We start from the raw sequence: 18136 nt of genomic DNA, 5'->3' as shown, positions 1-18136 counted from the left end.
GTTATTTTTTATATAAAGCAATATATGCTAAGTTCTACGCAAATTATTTTATGATTTTATAATAATTTTTGAAAGTTTTAAAAAACTCTTTTAGCTTTTTAATATCTTTTATACCCTTGCTAGATTCTAAGGCGGAGCAAATGTCAATTAGCATAGGATTTAGACTTAGAATCTGCCCTAGATTTTGCGCGCTAATGCCGCCTGCAAGCCACAAGTTTTTTTTAAAAATCTCATTATTTTGTAGAAAAATTTTGATAGATTCTATATCAAGCGTTTCGCCACTGCCGCCGCTACTATCAAAAAGGATGAATCTATCTTGCAATTTTTGCGTTTTAAGGGTTTGAAATGGCGTATTTAGCGATGGATAAAAGGCGAAATTCGCGCTGTTTAAATTGATATTGTTGTAAAAAATTTCGCTAGATTCTATAGAATCTAGCACAAATTCTAAGGGCGTATCATGCAGCTGCAAGCAATCAAGCAACTTAGATTCTAAACATTTTAGCCCAAAATCAATGCAATCTTGCGTAACCACGCCGACACGAATAGGACGAAAAAAGTTAGGAATTTTAGAACTTTTTAGCTTAGAATCTAAGTTATTTTTGTTTAACTTAGAATCTAGCTCAAAATTATAATTTTTAGAACTTTGGATATTTTTTACTAAGTTAGTATTTTTAGAACTTTTAGATTCTATAGAATCTTGCAAAGTAGATTCTATAATCTCATTTGCCTTTTTTAAAAATTCAAAATCTATGTAACGCGGACTTTTTTTAGTTAAAATAAAACCTAACAAATCCGCACCTTGCTTTATAGATTCAGCCAAAAAATCTAAATTATTTATTCCACAAATTTTAATTAAAGGTTTTTGTATTTTAGATTCTATAAAATCTTGTGAATTTTGTAATTTAGATTCTATAAAGTTAGTATTTTTAGAATCTTCTGTAGATATTTCGCCTTTAGATTCAATAATATTATTTTTAGTTACAAATTTCCTAACTATTTTCTCTAAAAAGTTATTTTCACTTCCTTTTAAAAACGCATTTTTTAAATCATTTAAAACACTAGATTTACTCTTAGAATCTAAATTTTTAACAAGATAGCTACCGCACAAAATCCCGCTAAATCCGCTACTTGCCGCACTAAAACTATCAAAAGCACACTCAATCCCGCTTTCAAAAATCACAGGAAAACGCGTTGGCATCATAGCTTTCAGTCGCATCGTATCCATAGCATTAATCTTAAAAGTGCGCAAATTTCGACTATTTATGCCAAGCAGTGCCTTTTGCAAGTTTGAAATGCCTAAGGTGGCGATAAACTCGTATTCTTTAAGGTCGTGAATTTCAATTAGCGGCGTCATTTTATAGCTTAAAATCGCTTCAAAAATCGCTTTGAAAGTCTTAAAATCACGCAGGAAAATCGCCGCAATGAGTAGCACCATATCCGCGCCCATCTTGTAGCTAATCTCAATTTCTTTTGGGTCAAGGATAAAATCTTTTCGCAGCACACACGCGTGTGGCAGGGCATTTTTGACACTTTGCAAATCACTTAAACTTCCCTTAAAATAATCCTCTTCACACAGCACAGAAATCGCACTCGCGCCTTGCTTCACATAAGTTTTGGCAAGATTTATAGGGTCTAAAATTTCACTAATATTTCCAGCGGTAGGACTTGCTCGTTTAATTTCGGCTATTATAAAGGGTTGTTTTTTATTTTTTATGCAATCTGTTTTAGATTCTATGTTTTCATTGAAATTCACGGGATAATTCGCACTTTTATTTTCAAAGGGTGGGAATGGGTGGGACTTTAAAATCAAGGGCGAATTATCCTGTGAATTTTCTATTTTAGATTCTATAAAATTATTACAATTTTTAGAACTTTTTATAGATTTTATTATGGAATCTTTTGAATTAGATTCTATAAATTCTTTAGAATCTTTCAACGTAGATTCTATGAATTTGCAATTAGAATCTTGAGTAAATTCTTGCAATATAAATGGCGTAATTAAGGGCGTTTCTCGGCTCTCTGGAATCTTATAGCCAAGATTAAACCCTTTGCTTTCAAGTCGCTGCATTTTCTTAACACATATTTTTTCTAAAATCTCAATATCACTAAATTTTTTCATTATATAACCTAAAATTCTAAATTTTATAACTTTTTAATATTTTTAAAATAAATTAAAAGTTCTAATTTTCCTAACTTTTATCCAAACAAATCACTATGCGAACCAACTGCTACGCAAAGTAAAATCAACACATCATCTTTTTTTTGATAAATTAATAGCAAATCTGGGCGCACATGGCACTCGCGGCACTGCTGATACTCGCCACTTAGCTTATGGTCTTTGTATTTTTCATCCAAAATCTCGCCATTTGCGAGCTTATTAAGAACTGCAAGAACCTCATATTTCTTATCCACGCTTAACTTTTTCATTTGTTTTTTGAATTTCGCGGCACGTTCAATCGTATAATTCATTGCAACATATCCTTTTTAAACTCCTCAAAGCTCGAATATCGCACAACTTCCCCCCTTTCTATCTCCTCCAAAGCCTGCTGCACCGCATTCTTTTTTTTCTTTTTGCTTACCTTCAGCTTAGAATCCGTGCTTTTTGCCAACGCCTTATACACATTCAAAAATTTCTCATTCACATTTTCAATAGTTAGTGTCATAAAATCTCCTTAAAACAGCATTTAGATTCCATAATTTTAGCCAAATTTTAGAATCTTTTTGGCGGTTTTATGCCCTTTAGTCGCCCAAATCGATAAAATCGCAAAAGTGCTATTTTTTCTTTATTTTCAATTTTGTAATATATTTTTTCTATATATTTTTTGGCAAAAAGTTGCGATATTCCTAACTCTTTACAACGCCTAGTTAGCATATAATATGGAATCTTTATGCCCTTAAATTTTTTCCCACTTCCTATTTTTACACTAAATTGCTTAATCAAATTTTTATAAAATCTAGCATTTTTTTTAAAACACAAACGCCCAAAAACAAAGGGCAGCCGCGTCTTTTGATACCATAAATTCGCCATATCATAAAAGGCAACATTTTTAGAATCTTTATAGAATCTAGATTCTATATTTCCTAACTTTATAGAATCTAAATTAGTATTTTTGATACTTTTATAGAATCTAGATTCTATAATTTCTTTAGAATCAAAATTTTTAGATTCTATATTTCCTAACTTTTTATCAAAATTGTTAGAATCTAGCTTTTGCAATTTAGCAGATTCCATAAAAGATTCCATAAAATTAAAAAAAAACTTTAACGCTCTATCGCCGATTAGCACCTCGCCATTTACATTCAAAACTTTCGATAACGCATTCGAACTAGCCGATTGATAATCATTTTTTGCCACGCGTTTCAGCAGCAAAACACTCCACACTTCCTTGCACGCAATAATGCCCAAACTCCCGCCAGAGTGCAAACTACGCACATCACTCATCGCTGCAATCGAGCTAATAAACCCAGCATCAATTCGCCCAAATAAATAATCAATATTAAGCTTTGCAGGGTAGCTTTTGCGTGCATTTAGCCCCGCTTTAAAACTATTACTTGCGTAACTTTTTTTCAAAAAAATATCAAATATTATAAGATTCAAATACTCGATTTTACCAAAACGCATATATTTCCTTGCAACCAGATTCTATTTATTATTTTTTTCACCGTCCAATCCCCAAAACAACATTCTCTAAGCCCTTGCTAATGGCACTTTGTAGGGCTTTTATAGGATTTGTGTCATTTGCATTTAGCACTAAAATATTACTTTTAGCACGGCTTAAATCATAGTTTATAATCTCATAAGTGGCGTAAATATGGGCGTTATACTCGCTTCCATTCTGCGTTAGATATAAATCATTGATATTTAGCCTTATGGTGCTAGTTTTCTGCCCAACAATGCCGCTTGATTCTATACTCACGCAATGATTTGCACCGACTTTTATCATCGCATTTCGCACCATATTTTTTGGTAAATCCACCCATTTATATGTATCCAAAACCTTAATTTGCCCCGCATTATTGACTAAAATATCCTTGCCATCATAAGGAGATAGCACATTTACGCTTAGATTATAGGTAGATTCCATCTTTTTGCACGGATTTAGCACGATAGAATCAAGGCTAAAATACTCTTCTTTTGGTAGGACAGATTTTAAATTCACATTTAAACAGCCCTGCAAAAACACGCAAAACACGCACATAACGCAGATTCTAAACATTTTTTCTCCTTTTTATAAAGCATATTTTAGAAAATTTGTTTTAAGATTTAATTTTCTTAAACAAAATCTAGTAAAATGTTTGCTTTATAGAATCTAAACTAAAGGCAAAAAATGAAGCTAAAGCCGCTGCACGCGAAGTTTATCGCCACTCGTATCATCAATGATTTAAGCCGCTCAAATTATGTGAAATTCAACGCACCAATGCCGCGTCTAATCGCGCTAGCCACGCAAATCATAGAGGATGACATAAAAGAGGAATACGCTATAGAATCTAAGGCGCGCGAGCTGGTCGAAAAACATCAAGACGACATTGATGATAATGAGGTCGATGAGCGGCAGTTTTTTTCGATGGTGAAGCGACAGATTGCCGCTGAGCGTGGCTTTTTGCTGAATAAAAATGAGCGGTATTCAAAGCTTGCACACGAGATTTTGGATGGGCTTTTTGAGGAGAAATACATCGAGTTTAATGTGCCTGAAAATGTGGTGAAAAATCACATTTTGGACTCGATAAAGGCGTATTTAAGGCAACACGAAAACATCACTGACATCGTAATGGATAAGATGCGAAATATGCAAAAAAAGCTAATTGCAGGGAGCGAAGAATACGACTTAATGTTTGCTAGGCTTTATGAAGAGGAAGTGGGTAAGCTGGGGTAGTGCTATTTTTATGCAAAGGTATTAAATCTTGTTTAACTTTTAATTTAACAAACAAACATTTTTAAATTATCCTAATATAGTTTAGTTATTAACCCACTTATTTGACCTTTTAGCCTTTCTTTCAGTGTTAAGATTCTATAATATTCATAAATTTCTTGTTTGGTTGCGTTTTTTAGAATCTTTAGTGATGAATCTTGTAGTTCTTGCTCGTAATATTGCTGTTTTTGCTTGAATTCATCGATTGTTTGTTGCGTGGCAAACTTGCTAAATGGCGAGAGAATGCGCCCCATATCCATATCCCTTATAAGCAGCCCAGAAATCACATAATTGCTAACAAGAGAGCCTTCAATGGCTTTTAGATTCTTAAAATTTCTTATCATATTTATATTTTTAAAATAATTCTTAGAATCTAGCTCCATAATTTTTAGCAAATGCACGCTATTAAGGTTTTTAAGAATCACAATATCATTACTAGCAAGAAACTTAAACGTGGCATAAAGCGCATTATCATTTGTTAGTGAAAGCCCATAAAGTAGGACATTTAACGCCCTTGTATGCAGCCCTGCTAACATAAAATTTGCATAAGATTTTAGAAAATATTGTGCGAGTTTAGAATCTTTTTTAGATTCTAAAGATTTAGATTCTAAAGCCTTGCATAAAAAGGCTTCGCCGTGTAAAACAAATGAACTTTTAAAATTTCCACCTTCTGTATATAATAACTTTTGTACGTTAGAGTTAGAGAATCTATAATAGTCAAAATTGCTAATATCGCGCACTTTTTCACATCTATCGCACTTTTTTATAAAATGTAGCTGGAGAGCTAAAAGCGTGTGTAGCCTGTCCTTATTTCGCACTTCTTGCATTAATAAATCTTGTGCTATTTTGCTAATTTTTTCACTTGTATTTAGCTCCAAAAGGGCGTTAAAATAAGGGAAAATAGGGGAATTTATATCGAGCTTTACTTCGTCTAGCTGCTTTTTTGTTAGATTGCAAGTTAAAGCTTGTGATTTTTCGTTTAATGGGGCGTTATAAAGTTCTTGAATCTTTGCTAAAATGGCGTCCTTTGAAATATCTGCGTTTTTATCTCTGTTTAAATCTTTTGCAAAAAATAAGTCGCAAAATAACGCTAATAAAAAAAAATATCTACATATAGCAATCATTTTCCTAATCCTTTCGCAATATTATAATCAATAAGTATTAAAAGATTAGAATCTAGATTAAGATTTTTAGGAATATTATTTGCTTAATATCGTGTAGATTTTTTCTAATGTGAAAAGGAGTAAAGCATGGATTTAGTCTTAGCGATGTTAGCGAGTAATTCAAATGCTAAAATAGAAGATAAAAGATGGTCTAACTTTCCGCAAAATGTGCAAAAAAAGCTTGAAGTTAGCCAAAATGTGAAAAATTTTGCCCTTTATCGCTACCTTGTCAATAGTGCGATTCGCTACCCTAAGGAGTGGATAGAAAATAAGGCTAGAGCGAGCGTGATAGCGAGTGTGGCGATATATAATCAGGATGTGATTTTGAAAAATGTTAGAATCTTAAGCAGTAGCGAAGGGCTTAATAAAAATAGCGTGGTAAGCGAAGTAAAAAAGACCTTTAAGCGTGCTAGTAGCGACTTTCCAAACACACAAGAAAGCGTAGAAATCGACTTGCCACTTGAGTGGAGAAGCTAGATTCTATAAATTTAAGATTTAATTATAGTTTTAATACAAAAGTTTGGGTGACTTTTTTGTCTTGTTTTTATCAAGTCATTATTAAATATCTTTTGGTATTTTAATATTTTTAATAAATATAAAATTATGGAATCTAATATATTAGTTTTTGTCTCTCTTAGCCAGTATCTCGCTTAGCATAAAGCTTAATTCTAAGGCTTGAGTAGCATTAAGGCGTGGGTCGCACTGCGTTTGATAGCTTTTAGATAAGCCCTCTTCATTTATTTCTTGCGTTCCACCGATACACTCTGTCACATTCGCGCCCGTCATCTCAAGATGAATGCCCCCAGCAATGCTCCCTTGCGCCTTATGAATGTCAAAAAAGCTCTCAATCTCACGCACAATATCATTAAAATCACGCGTTTTATACCCGCTACTAGCCACTTTCGTATTCCCATGCATAGGGTCGCAGCTCCACAGCACCGCACGTCCATCAGCCTCCACACCACGCAATAATGCAGGGAATTTCTCCCCTATAACATTAGCACCCATCCGCACGATTAGCGTAAGTCGCCCAGGCTCATTTTGCGGATTTAAAATATCGCAGATTCTAAGCACATCGCTAGAAGAAGCATTTGGACCGATTTTCACACCCAGCGGATTTTTCACCCCACGCAAAAACTCGATATGCCCCTCATCAATCCCACGCGTGCGCTCCCCTATCCACAAAAAGTGTGCCGAGCAGTCATACCACTGATTGCTTAGTGAATCTTGCCGCGTTAAAGCCTCCTCATAATTTAGCACCAAAGCCTCGTGAGATGTGTAAAATGAGACCTCTTTTAGCTGCCTAGAGTTTGCAATATCAATGCCACAAGCCCGCATAAACGCCAAAGATTTGGCGATGTCATTTGCGATTTTTTCATATTTTTTGCCAAAATTATCCTTCACAAAGCTAAGATTCCAACTATGCACCTGCTCTAAATTCGCAAAGCCACCTTGTGAAAACGCACGAAGGAGATTGAGTGTGCTAGCACTTTGATGATAGCCTTTTAGCAACCTTGCAGGGTCTGGCTCGCGTTTATCAAGCTCTTGAGAGTTAATCAAATCGCCACGATAGCTAGGATAGCTCACGCCATTTATGGTCTCAGTATCGCTGCTACGCGGCTTTGCAAACTGCCCAGCCAGCCGCCCAACCTTAATAATGGGGCAGCTCGCCGCGAAAGTCAAAATAGCACTCATTTGCAAAATGACCTTAAACATATCGCGGATTCCATTCGCACTAAACTGCGAAAAAGACTCGGCGCAATCGCCCCCTTGAAGCAAGAAAGCCTGCCCTTTACTAGCCTTAGCAAGCTTTTCTTTCAGGCTATCAGCCTCCTTTGCAAAGACAAGCGGGGGGTAGCTTTCAAGCTCTTTTTGCACAGATTCTATCGCCTTAGAATCTTTATATGTGGGGTGCTGCTTTATGGGGAAAGTCCGCCAACTAGCCTTATTCCATTTTTTTTCTTCATGTTTTTGATGACTTTTTTGGTTACTGCTCATTGCTCTTGCCCTCTATTATTTTGGTTAAATTTGTTTTGAAAAGGTAAATTATAGCTTAAAGATTCTAAAAATCTATAAATTTTACGATTTAGGCGTATAGTAAATTATTCCTTATAAATTCGTAAAAATACGGGGAATTTTGGCAGTCCATTTTTGCTAAATCCTTGAAATTTGTAGGTGATAATTGTGCCAACTTTTGGCGGATTTGCCCTTAAATTATCGCTAAAACCACTGCCGATTTTAAACTCGATTAGCTCATTTTTATTGCTGTCATTTAGCTTTGGATGGATATTTGGGCTAAAAGATTCTAAGGTTTGCGTGCAAATTATAGCACCCATTTTGCCTTGAAATTTGCCCTTGCCCTGCGTTATTTCTTTAATCTTACATTCGGAATCTTGGAACTTTTTTAGCTTAAAGTTATAGTTACTTCTGCCACTTGTATATGGAGCGTGATTTTTTCTTAGCACTAAACCCTCGCCATTTAGGGCATTTATAGAATCTAGTTTAGAATATAGAGCGGATATAGAATCTAACTTTTCTTGCCTTAAAATTCTAATAGTTGTAACTTTACCTTTTAAAAAATCACGCAAAATTTGCAATCTAGATTCTAAAAAACATAACTTTTCAGTAATTTTATTACAATCTAACTCTTTAATTTTAATAGATTCTAAACCATCAAAAGTTTCAAAATGTGGAACATCAAAGACATAAAAGTTAAGATTACTCCACTCTTCACAGCTAGGATTTGCCTTATTTGTCGCACTTATAATGTTATTAAAATCGCCCCTTTTGCTCCACAGCTCACCATCTAAAAAAAACTTTGGATAGCCCTGTGTAAAGCATTTTGGCGCATTTATCACATTGCCATTTCGACTATAAAAATTTTTACCATTCCATAAAGCGCGAATACCATCTAGCTTTTCACTAACCAAAAATTCTTTTATATTTTTATCATTAATAATTTTAGAATCAAAATTTTTCAACAACAAAATATTAGAATCTTTTGCGAATAAAGTTATGAAAAATAGAATTTTTATAAGGCAGATTCTAAACATTTTACATCTTTAAAAAAGCAGCATCACGCGTTTGTATCTGCTTTTTTTCCACATCAATACTAAGGACATATCTATCAATGTATGGTATTAAAAAGTCCTTGCCAAGCACGAAATAATGGGTGTTTGCGATTTGCTCGATGTATTGAACCTGCCCTAAAATCTTGCCATTTTCAACCACATCTAGCCCGATAATATCAAAATAAAAAAATTCATTCTTTCCTAGCTTGCAATTTTTACGTGTATCTTCCATTGTGCTAAAAAATGTAACATTTCGCAAGGATTCACTATCATTTTTAGAACTAAACTCATTTAAAATAATCGTATTGTTACTTTCATTAAAAGATTTCACGCTAATGGGCAAGTATAATATTTTTTCTAAAATATTATGATTTTTGGAACTTTTAGAATCTGCGTGGATAGAATCTGCGTGAATAGAATCTACATTAGTAGAATCTTCATTTTTAGAATCTAGATTCTTAGAATCTAAATTATAAAATTCCTTATTTTGTAACTTTATTTTAAAATCATTACTAAATTTCAAACTTTGTAAAATCGCAGATTCTATAATTTCATTTAATTCTATATAGAATCTAGCCCCTTTTGTTAAGATTTCTTCAAAATCACTTAGCAAAAAGACTTTCATTCCACCTTTAAGCCCCACAGATTTACCAAAGCTACCCACCGCTATCATTTTTTCTTTATCATAGAATCTAGGAAAAGCTTCAATATTCATAATTTTTAATCTTAAAAGTTATGGCAAAATTCTAAAAATTATGCCCATTATGAGTGTGATTGCTAGGATTATTCGGCGTGACGACTAGCTCATAAGAAATATTATCCTTTGCCTTGCAGGCTGAAATCACATTTTTAAGCGAACTAATCATCTTGCCATCCTTGCCAATGACCTTGCCAACATCCTCATTTGCCACCTCGATATGCAGGATATAATCGCTTCGCTTTCCCGCGTCAGTCTTTATTTTGACCTCATTTGGATGCTTTACGATTTTTTTCACATACGTCTCAAGGAAACCTTGCACAGGAAATTTTTGCATAAAAATCCTTTACTTTTGCCCTAACTTTTAAGGACAAAAATTCTAAAATTTATAACTTTTTCTAGCTTGAAAATCTACTTTGTAAGTGTCGCCACGCGCTCACTCATCTTCGCACCCACGCCTTTCCAATACTCTAGCCGATCTTTATTTACCTTGATAGTCGCAGGATTAGTCGTTGGGTCGTAAATTCCAAGCGATTCAATCCAGCCGCCATCGCGCCGCTTCCTACTATCAGTCACCACCACACGATAAAAAGGCTTCTTTTTCCTACCCATTCTTGTTAGTCGCACAACCGTTGCCATTTTTTTCCTTTTTTAAAATTTTAAATTAAAAACCGACATTTTAGCATAAAATTGCAAATTTTCTAATTTTTTAATCTATTTTTCACTTGCAAAGGCTAGTTGCCCTAAGCTTATTGAGTAGTCATTGCAGGGCATTTGTGGGAAAAAGTAGCCTTTTTTTTCAGAATCTAAAAGCATTTTTAACCTTGCATTTAATATAAAATTTGAAAAAACGCCCCCGCCAAAAAGGGCAAAATCTGCTCCTATTTTTTTTATAGAATCTAAAATCACAAAGCAAAGTGTATCAATAAATTTTAAAGCGATTTTTCCTTTGTTAAGTTCGTAAATTTGTAATTTTTTATCTAAAATATTAAAGTTATAATTTAGCGAATTTATTTTATTTAAAGTTAGGTTATTTTTAGAATCTAAACTTGCTGGGTTTATAGAATCTAGATTTAGTGAATTTATAGAATCTAGGCTTCTTGAATATTTAGAATCTGGCGTTATATTTTTTATATCAATATACATATTTTTGAAAGTTTTTGCTAGATTTATTTCATTATTTATAATTTCATAAGGATAAGGATTAAATTTAGATTCTATAAATTTAATATTTTTTCTAGCATTAATTTGTATTTGATTAGAATCTATTAAATATTTTAAGGCAAGATTTGAGATTATTTCTCCACTTTGAGCTTCATATTCTAAAGTTTCTAAATTGCTAATTTTTTTAGAATCTAAGTTATTAAAATCTAAACCTAAAATAAACCCAGCAATATCAAAAAGACGACCAACAGAGCTAGTTAAAGGCGAATTTATACCGCTTTTTTGCATAGATTGCAATATTTTATATTCACTATTAAGATTAGATTCTAAAATTTGTAATATTTCTTTAATATTATTAGACAAAGCATAACTTAAAGCTAGACGTTTGCAATCTTTTATATGCTTTTCGCCACCTAAAATTCTAAAAGGTTTAAAGTGCATTAAACGAGTGAAAGTTTTAAAATTGCCACTTAAAAACTCGCCACCCCAAATGGTATTATCACTTCCAAGTCCGCTGCCATCAAAGATTACGCCCAAAGCATTACTTAGATTTGCTTCTAAAAGCAGGGCGTTTAAATGGGCGTGATGATGATAAATGCTAAGAATTTGGGTGTTAGAATCTTGTGCTACAATTTGAGCCATTTTAGAGCTTTCATAACCTTGATGTTTATCGGTAATTAGCAGCTTTGGGCTACCATAAAGTTTGCTAAAAAACTTAAAATTTTCCATAAAATTTTCTACATTTTTAGGGCTAAATAAATCGCCTAAATATGGGCTAATTATCGCATTTTGCTTAAAGCCAAAGCAAAGGGAGCTTTTTTGCATTGCTCCAAAACTAGCACTCAAAGTTTTTAAATTAAGATTTTTAAAGTGAAAATTTTTAGGAGAATATCCACGCGAGATTCTAATAAAATTATGTTTTTTAGAATTTTTTAGATTAAAAATTAGATTACTAGAATCTAGAATTTTTTTAGTATTTTTATTAGATTCTATATTTTGTAATTTTTTCTCAAAATGCAAATTATTTATAATGCTATCATCTAATCTATTGACAATTTCTCTATTATTTTTTAGTATAAAAAGTTCTAAATTTTCTAACTTTTTGTTGTGATTAGAATCTATTTTAGAATCTAGATTCTTAATGCCAAAAGATTCTAAAAAACTATTAGATTCTATAATTTTTTGTGAAAAAAGTTCGTCTAAATTTTTTGCAATCATTTCTCCTTTAATATTTGCTGAAGTATAAAGCATAATAAAATTAGAATCTAAAAAAGAAAAAAGAAGCTCGAGTATAGCGGTATATGGTATCATTACGCCGATGCTTTCAAATGGAGTTATAAAGTTAGATAAATCATAACTTTTATTTTTTAAAGTTATTAAAATAGGAGTTTCATTAGATTCTAAAATATCTTTTGCTTTTTTATCTAAAATGGCTATTTTTTGCAAAGATTCTAACTTACCCATTACCGCAAATGGCTTAGTTTTTCTTTTTTTAATTTCTCTAATTTGCATAATCGCTTTATCACTCCTAGCATTTGCCAAATACGCATATCCGCCCAAACCTTTAAAAAGAATAACTTTATTATTTTTTAAAGCATTCGCACATTCTTTAATAGATTGCAAATCATAGAATTTTTTGGTTTTAAAATTATGATTTTTAGAATCTAGATTCACTCTAAAATCATTAAAATTATTAGAATCTAAATAAAACCCACAAAGGCTAATCTTGCACTTAGGACAGCTTAGTGGCTGCGTGTGAAATCGCCTATTTTGCGGCATTTCATAATCGCTCAAACAACTTTCACACATACTAAATTCGCTCATACTCGTATTTTTTCTATCATAAGGCAGATTTTTCAAAAGCGAAAATCGCGCCCCACAATTCACACAAGTGGTAAAAGCATAGTTATAAAATCTAGAACTTTTTGCCCTTAAATCTTTCAAACAATCCTTGCAGATTCTATAATCAAGCGGTAATTGCAACTCTAAAATATTATGTTTTTTGAAACTAGATTCTAAAATACTAAAGTTTTTCATAACTTTTGTATTTATTAAATTTATTTCAATAGATTCTATATTTGCATTCTTTGGTAAAAAAATATTATGTAATATAGAATTTTTTTTATTAAAATATCTATTTATCATAATTTTAGATTCTATAGAATCTAAATTTTGTCTTAAATAATTCCCACAAATATCAAGCAACGCCAAGAAAAATAATTCTAAATTTTCTAACTTTTTAGAATCTAAATTCGCCTTAGATTTTAAATTAGATTCTAAATTCACGCCAGAATCTAAACTAGAATCCACATTAGAATCTAACTTAGATTCTTTGTTAGCCATAAAATCTAGCTTAGAATCTAAGCCTAACATTATCTCCGCGCTATCCCCCAAATTTTTCACATAACCATTTAAATCTAAATTGCATGCTAAATTATAAACAAATGGACGAAACCCAACTCCCTGCACAATTCCAAAATTAGTAATTTTTATAGCATTAAACTTAGAAATTTTAGAATCTAGATTCTGCATATATTCTAAAAACTTTATAAAATCACCACCAAAACAAAACTGCATTACAAAAACCCTTTTAGATTCTATAAAATCTAAATATTCTCCCCATTATTAAAGTCATGTGTGTAGTCTCTTTGATAATTTTCCCCCCACGATTGCAGGCTATCAAGCACGATTTTTAGGCTACTTCCTAGCTTTGTAAGCGAATATTCCACCTTTGGCGGCACGACTGCATACACCTTTCGCTTCACAATTTTTGCCTCCTCTAGCTCACGCAAATTTTGCGTTAAAACATTTTGCGAAATGCTTTGATTTTTGGTAGCCTGTAGCTCTCGTTGCAGCTCACCAAATCTTTTTTTGCCTTCAAGTAGCTTAGAAATTATCAGTAATTTCCACTTATTCCCTATAAGATTAAGGGTTGTTTCCACAGGGCAAGGTGAGTAATAGCTATTCATATCATACTCCTTAAATTATAATTTTTATATTAAAAAATTAGTAAAATTAGAATTTATTTCTTATATCCTAACGCCCACCCACCGCCCTATTTTTATAAAAAATTTTAAAAGTGTATAGAATCTAGATTCTATAAATTCTAATTTTTTTACAAAATTATACCATAATTTCTAAAAATTTTTTATAATAAAATACCCTATTTTACACATTAGTATAAAAAATATAACTATATATTAAAATAATACCTACTTGATTTTTAATACTTACATTGATATTATTTCATTACATAAATTTTGTATGTTATATGTAAAATTTATGAAATCATATAAAAAGGATATACAATGAAAATAGCAGTATTAGGTGCTAATGGCAAAAGCGGTAGTTGTGCGACACAAGAGGCATTAAGTCGAAATCTTGATGTTACGGCTTTTGTAAGGAAAGATAGTAGCAATGTGCCAAGTGGAGCAAAAGTTATAAAAAAAGATATTTTTGAGCTAAAAAGTAGCGATTTAGATAGCTTTGATGTGATAATTGATGCCTTTGCTGAATGGCAGAATCTTCCGCTTCATCTTAAGCATATTAAGCATTTAAGCGAAATTTTTAACGAGTTTAAGAGCCAGAAAAAAAATAAAAAGCTCATAGTTATCGGTGGCGCAGGCTCTTTATATATGGATAAAGCCCACAGCACAAGGCTAATGGATACAAAAGACTTCCCAAAAGAGTATCTTGGCGTGGCAAAGGCTACTGCGGAGGTGCTAGATTTTCTAAGGACGCAAGATTTCCGCTGGACTTATATTAGCCCGGCAGCTCTTTATGTGTTTGACTTGCCACGCAGTGGTAGCTACATTTTGGGTGGCGAGGAGTTTATCACAAACGCCAAAGGTGAGAGCAAAATCGGTTATAAAGATTTAGCCATTTTAGTGCTTGACATCGCCCAAAATGGCGGCCACGACAGGGAACGCATTACCTGCGTAGAGAAATAGTTTAGTGATTTAAATATTTTATAGGATAGATTCTAATAATAGGTTAGAATTCCACGCGTAAGGTTAGCCAGTAGTTTCGGCTAGGCAGTATGCGTTGGTAATTATTTTGCGCACTATAACTTGTTACGCCAGCGTTGTTTGTAGAAGCCACGCGCGAGTAGTCCATAAAATACACATCAAATAAGTTATTTACCGCAAAAGTTACGATATAGTGTTTGAAAAACTTATAAGTTGCAGCAATATCTACAAGCTGATAGTCTTTATAATATTTCCCTACGATATTTCGCACACCTGTCCTTGCAGCGCCACTACTTGGGTCTGTTGGCGTCATAAATCGCCCTGTCCATCGCAAGTAAATACTAAAGTCATTCCAAGTGTATTTTGGCGTTACATTTATAGCGTGGAATGGCACTTCTACCAAAGGCTCACCTTTATATTCCCCCTCTAATCTTTGTGTGTATGTAAAGCTATAGCTAGTATCAAGGCTAAAACCATAAAAAGGCTTTAAATTCGCCCCTACTTCTAGCCCTGCCATAAGCGATTTACCAAGATTAGTATAAATATAGCATTGCGTTGCATTGCCTACTTGCCCTTCACATAATCCACCATAATATCTAGTCTGTGCAATTTTATTAGTAAAATCAGTGTAATATCCTGTAAGCACCGCACCAAAATATTTAGTATCAAACATAGTGCTTAACTCATAATTCCAACTTAGCTCTGGCTGTATATCGTAGTTACCATAAGTATATGTGGTTACATTATTAGACGTAGATTCAGTAGGTCCATAATATATGTAGCTAAGTTGTGGAGTTAGCATACCACTTGCGATTCCTGCTTTGATAGTTAGCCATTCTGTCGGTGTGTAGTTTATATAAACACGTGGATTTGGGATTCTAGAATCAAATATATTAGAATAGTTATAGCGAAGTCCTAAAGTCGTGCTAATATAATCATTGATATGATATTCACCCTCTGCAAATACCGCTACTTGGTGCATATCTTTATCAAATGGAGAGCGACTTGAAAAATCATGCAATCTTTCATACATATAATACACGCCACCGCTAAAGATTAAAAAACCAGCAGCGTTAAAGTTAAACTGCTTATTATATGTGCTTTGAAACACTGCATTATGATTCTCACGTCTATTAGCCCAGTTAATATAATCACCTTTTGAAGCACCAGGCGGTAAGCCTTTAATTCCACCATCACTTGGGTATTCATTGCCACTATTCATAGCATGAGCGGCTATTACCGTGAAAGTGTATTGCCCATACGTGCTTAGTTTTCCCCAGTCGTATTCTGCTTCATGGCTTAGGACATTATTTGTTTTATACATTTCTTGCACAGATGTGAATGAAAATCTACTTGTATTAAGTGAGCCAAAGCGACCATTATACACTTCGGAATCTAGATAAATTGTATTGTGTTTATCAGGCGTGTAGGTTAGTCGTAAGCCAGCATTCCAGTTATGCGAGCCAGTAGCGGAGTGTCCCATATATGGGTTTGGTCCGCGTGGGTCATTTGTAGTATTTAATGTAGCCCAGCTAGGCTTTCTAAAGCCATTTTGCTCATTATATCGCCCACCACCGCGAAGATTCAAACTAAGCGTTTGTTTAATAAGCGGGACAAAAATATAGCCATTTGCACCATATACATTACCCCACTCTTTTTCTTCAAATAGTTTGGTTTCTGCTTGAATGCCCATCGTTAATTTATCACTATGTTTTTTAGTAATAACATTTATAACACCGCCCATCGCATCGCTACCATAAATAATACTCGCAGGTCCGCGTATTACTTCTATTCGCTCTATCATACTAGCTGGGGGCATAAAAGATGTAGCATTTCCTAAGGCATTTGCAATAAAGCCCTGCGCTGTATTTTGCCTTTTACCATCGATTAGTATAAGTGTGTATTTGCTTTCCATACCACGCATTTTTATCGTATTTTGCCCTGTTTTATCCTGCTCGGTATAAACGCCCGGAATATCTTGCACAGCATCGCCTATATCGCGTATAGGGCGAGTCATAATCTCTTCACTTGTAATAACGCTAATGCTAGCTGGGGCATCTCTTAGATTCTGTTCGTAGCCTGATGCTGTGCTAACCTTTTGCGCGGTAGTGGTTACGGCTTGGAGCTTGTAGGCTTTTGCTTCTTTGTCTTTGTCGTCTTTGTTTTCGCTTGTCTCTTTGGAGTCGCTTTCGCTAGATTCTGTTATTTTGTTAGAATCTGTTTCATTTTCGGCTAGGGTTATTATGTTGTCATTGCGAGAATCGCGTAGCAATTCGTGGCAATCTATATCTTGACAATTTTTAGATTCTATAAAATCTTTAGAATCCACACTAGCCAACGTCATAACTCTGTCACTTTTAGAATCTAGCTTATTAGATTCCATACTCGTATTAAGCAACATTCCCATTTTAGTAGATTCTATATTCTTAGAATCTTTATTGTTTAAAGTAGATGAAGCAAGGAGATTCCCCCCCCCCCCCCGTGAGTATAAGAGAGGAGCAAATAACACTATATTTCAAAACTTTTAGCATAAATAATCCTTTAAAATAGAATTTGAACTAATATGTAAAAATATTAGCCTTTTTATAATCGAAATTCTACCACAACATAACATAAGAATTAATATTAAAATATAAAATTCTATAAATTTTACTATCACAAGTAACTTTTTGTAACATTTATGTCATAAATTCTCAAAATTCCAAAATTATTTATACTACATTTAAAAACACAATTATCAAAAATATTTGCATTATAAGAATTTTTAGAATCTAAGCTAATGTTTTTAGATTCTATATTTTTATGTTTTATAATACGAAATGTTATAGAATCTAAAAGGATAATGTTATGAAAATCGTTATTTATTCACAGCAAGGTGGCGATACTCTAAGCGGTGTGCATACGGATATAAGTTTTGATTTTAATAGTTTTAAGCATTCAATACTTATAAAAACTGAAACTAATGATGTGGCGCATTTTATATCATGTAGGGATATTGAAAGCATAGGCATTTGGCGGACAAGTGAGCTAGAATGCGCCTTTATAAGTGCGTGCAAAAACGGCAGACCGCTATTTATGATAGTGCCAGATAGCCACGAAGAAGCCGAGCTACAAATAATCTTAAGCAAATGTATAGAAAAAATTCAAGATTAGCGAGTTGCTA

At 33.3% G+C, this 18136-nt stretch carries 18 protein-coding genes; 4 read left to right on the top strand and 14 right to left on the bottom strand.

Annotated elements, in window-relative coordinates; translation table 11 throughout:
- Positions 1-43: 43 nt before the first annotated feature.
- The 5 genes from trpF to LS64_RS05070 form a co-directional block, all read right to left on the bottom strand.
- Positions 44-2119: a phosphoribosylanthranilate isomerase gene (gene trpF / locus LS64_RS05095; RefSeq protein ID WP_052062492.1), complete on the bottom strand. Its 2076-nt coding sequence runs from the start codon at positions 2117-2119 to the stop codon at positions 44-46.
- A gap of 77 nt (positions 2120-2196) precedes the next feature.
- Entirely contained in the window at positions 2197-2469 is a 273-nt protein-coding gene (locus tag LS64_RS05090) for a type II toxin-antitoxin system YafQ family toxin (RefSeq protein WP_034572041.1), read from the bottom strand.
- Positions 2466-2663 carry a hypothetical protein gene (locus LS64_RS05085; protein WP_034572044.1) on the bottom strand — a complete coding sequence of 66 codons (198 nt, stop codon included), beginning with the start codon at positions 2661-2663 and terminating at the stop codon, positions 2466-2468. The genes LS64_RS05090 and LS64_RS05085 overlap by 4 nt, the downstream gene beginning before the upstream one ends.
- Before the next feature lie 47 nt (positions 2664-2710).
- Positions 2711-3622: an MqnA/MqnD/SBP family protein gene (locus tag LS64_RS13160; RefSeq protein ID WP_034572047.1), complete on the bottom strand. Its 912-nt coding sequence runs from the start codon at positions 3620-3622 to the stop codon at positions 2711-2713.
- A gap of 37 nt (positions 3623-3659) precedes the next feature.
- A complete protein-coding gene (locus LS64_RS05070; protein WP_052062493.1) occupies positions 3660-4217 on the bottom strand; it encodes a hypothetical protein in 558 nt (185 codons plus the stop codon).
- Positions 4218-4328: 111 nt separating this feature from the next.
- Here LS64_RS05070 and LS64_RS05065 point away from each other — a divergent pair, with 111 nt between their 5' ends.
- Positions 4329-4874, top strand: coding sequence for a DUF507 family protein (locus LS64_RS05065; protein WP_034572050.1), 546 nt, complete (start codon positions 4329-4331; stop codon positions 4872-4874).
- A 71-nt stretch (positions 4875-4945) separates the two neighbouring features.
- Here the strand turns inward: LS64_RS05065 and LS64_RS05060 are convergent, their stop codons facing one another.
- On the bottom strand, positions 4946-6034 hold the full coding sequence (locus LS64_RS05060) for a hypothetical protein (RefSeq protein WP_052062494.1): 1089 nt from the start codon (positions 6032-6034) through the stop codon (positions 4946-4948).
- Positions 6035-6160: 126 nt separating this feature from the next.
- Between LS64_RS05060 and LS64_RS05055 the strand changes: the two genes are divergently transcribed.
- On the top strand, positions 6161-6550 hold the full coding sequence (locus tag LS64_RS05055) for a hypothetical protein (RefSeq protein WP_034572054.1): 390 nt from the start codon (positions 6161-6163) through the stop codon (positions 6548-6550).
- 141 nt (positions 6551-6691) lie between these two features.
- Here LS64_RS05055 and LS64_RS05050 read toward each other — a convergent pair whose 3' ends face one another.
- The 7 genes from LS64_RS05050 to rrpB form a co-directional block, all read right to left on the bottom strand.
- A complete protein-coding gene (locus LS64_RS05050; RefSeq protein WP_052062495.1) occupies positions 6692-8071 on the bottom strand; it encodes a class II 3-deoxy-7-phosphoheptulonate synthase in 1380 nt (459 codons plus the stop codon).
- 104 nt (positions 8072-8175) lie between these two features.
- On the bottom strand, positions 8176-9126 hold the full coding sequence (locus tag LS64_RS05045) for a DNA ligase (protein ID WP_034572059.1): 951 nt from the start codon (positions 9124-9126) through the stop codon (positions 8176-8178).
- Between the two features lies 1 nt (position 9127).
- Positions 9128-9859 (bottom strand): ribosome maturation factor RimM, encoded by a 732-nt coding sequence (gene rimM, locus LS64_RS05040; protein WP_034572062.1) that lies wholly within the window; start codon positions 9857-9859, stop codon positions 9128-9130.
- 31 nt (positions 9860-9890) lie between these two features.
- Positions 9891-10178: a KH domain-containing protein gene (locus LS64_RS05035; protein ID WP_034572065.1), complete on the bottom strand. Its 288-nt coding sequence runs from the start codon at positions 10176-10178 to the stop codon at positions 9891-9893.
- 74 nt (positions 10179-10252) lie between these two features.
- Positions 10253-10480 (bottom strand): 30S ribosomal protein S16, encoded by a 228-nt coding sequence (gene rpsP / locus LS64_RS05030; RefSeq protein ID WP_034572068.1) that lies wholly within the window; start codon positions 10478-10480, stop codon positions 10253-10255.
- 75 nt (positions 10481-10555) lie between these two features.
- The gene (locus tag LS64_RS05025) at positions 10556-13582 is read right to left on the bottom strand and encodes a Kae1-like domain-containing protein (protein ID WP_052062496.1); all 3027 of its coding nucleotides are present in this window, start codon (positions 13580-13582) and stop codon (positions 10556-10558) included.
- 29 nt (positions 13583-13611) lie between these two features.
- On the bottom strand, positions 13612-13974 hold the full coding sequence (gene rrpB, locus LS64_RS05020; protein ID WP_052062497.1) for a MarR family transcription factor RrpB: 363 nt from the start codon (positions 13972-13974) through the stop codon (positions 13612-13614).
- 339 nt (positions 13975-14313) lie between these two features.
- Between rrpB and LS64_RS05015 the strand changes: the two genes are divergently transcribed.
- On the top strand, positions 14314-14955 hold the full coding sequence (locus tag LS64_RS05015; RefSeq protein ID WP_034572070.1) for an SDR family oxidoreductase: 642 nt from the start codon (positions 14314-14316) through the stop codon (positions 14953-14955).
- A 43-nt stretch (positions 14956-14998) separates the two neighbouring features.
- On the opposite strand, the gene LS64_RS05010 is transcribed toward LS64_RS05015, so the two are convergent.
- Complete coding sequence (locus tag LS64_RS05010) at positions 14999-17482, bottom strand: TonB-dependent receptor domain-containing protein (protein ID WP_238699466.1); 2484 nt, start codon at positions 17480-17482, stop codon at positions 14999-15001.
- Positions 17483-17820: 338 nt separating this feature from the next.
- Here LS64_RS05010 and LS64_RS05005 point away from each other — a divergent pair, with 338 nt between their 5' ends.
- The gene (locus tag LS64_RS05005; RefSeq protein WP_034572893.1) at positions 17821-18126 is read left to right on the top strand and encodes a hypothetical protein; all 306 of its coding nucleotides are present in this window, start codon (positions 17821-17823) and stop codon (positions 18124-18126) included.
- Positions 18127-18136 lie beyond the last annotated feature (10 nt).

It is taken from the genome of Helicobacter saguini, assembly GCF_000762875.2.
Classification (GTDB): Bacteria; Campylobacterota; Campylobacteria; order Campylobacterales; family Helicobacteraceae; genus Helicobacter_A; species Helicobacter_A saguini.
The sequence above is the reverse complement of the archived record's forward strand: the minus strand, read 5'-3'. Positions and strand labels throughout refer to the sequence as shown.

Bases quoted from the DNA above. Each gene is read 5' to 3' on its own strand.
- LS64_RS05085 (WP_034572044.1), bottom strand. From the start codon at position 2,663: ATGACACTAACTATTGAAAATGTGAATGAGAAATTTTTGAATGTGTAT.
- LS64_RS05060 (WP_052062494.1), bottom strand. From the start codon at position 6,034: ATGATTGCTATATGTAGATATTTTTTTTTATTAGCGTTATTTTGCGAC.
- rrpB (WP_052062497.1), bottom strand. From the start codon at position 13,974: ATGAATAGCTATTACTCACCTTGCCCTGTGGAAACAACCCTTAATCTT.
- LS64_RS05025 (WP_052062496.1), bottom strand. From the start codon at position 13,582: ATGCAGTTTTGTTTTGGTGGTGATTTTATAAAGTTTTTAGAATATATG.
- LS64_RS05035 (WP_034572065.1), bottom strand. From the start codon at position 10,178: ATGCAAAAATTTCCTGTGCAAGGTTTCCTTGAGACGTATGTGAAAAAA.
- LS64_RS05055 (WP_034572054.1), top strand. From the start codon at position 6,161: ATGGATTTAGTCTTAGCGATGTTAGCGAGTAATTCAAATGCTAAAATA.
- LS64_RS05045 (WP_034572059.1), bottom strand. From the start codon at position 9,126: ATGTTTAGAATCTGCCTTATAAAAATTCTATTTTTCATAACTTTATTC.
- LS64_RS05065 (WP_034572050.1), top strand. From the start codon at position 4,329: ATGAAGCTAAAGCCGCTGCACGCGAAGTTTATCGCCACTCGTATCATC.
- LS64_RS05090 (WP_034572041.1), bottom strand. From the start codon at position 2,469: ATGAATTATACGATTGAACGTGCCGCGAAATTCAAAAAACAAATGAAA.
- rimM (WP_034572062.1), bottom strand. From the start codon at position 9,859: ATGAATATTGAAGCTTTTCCTAGATTCTATGATAAAGAAAAAATGATA.
- LS64_RS05015 (WP_034572070.1), top strand. From the start codon at position 14,314: ATGAAAATAGCAGTATTAGGTGCTAATGGCAAAAGCGGTAGTTGTGCG.
- LS64_RS13160 (WP_034572047.1), bottom strand. From the start codon at position 3,622: ATGCGTTTTGGTAAAATCGAGTATTTGAATCTTATAATATTTGATATT.
- LS64_RS05050 (WP_052062495.1), bottom strand. From the start codon at position 8,071: ATGAGCAGTAACCAAAAAAGTCATCAAAAACATGAAGAAAAAAAATGG.
- rpsP (WP_034572068.1), bottom strand. From the start codon at position 10,480: ATGGCAACGGTTGTGCGACTAACAAGAATGGGTAGGAAAAAGAAGCCT.
- LS64_RS05070 (WP_052062493.1), bottom strand. From the start codon at position 4,217: ATGTTTAGAATCTGCGTTATGTGCGTGTTTTGCGTGTTTTTGCAGGGC.
- trpF (WP_052062492.1), bottom strand. From the start codon at position 2,119: ATGAAAAAATTTAGTGATATTGAGATTTTAGAAAAAATATGTGTTAAG.
- LS64_RS05005 (WP_034572893.1), top strand. From the start codon at position 17,821: ATGAAAATCGTTATTTATTCACAGCAAGGTGGCGATACTCTAAGCGGT.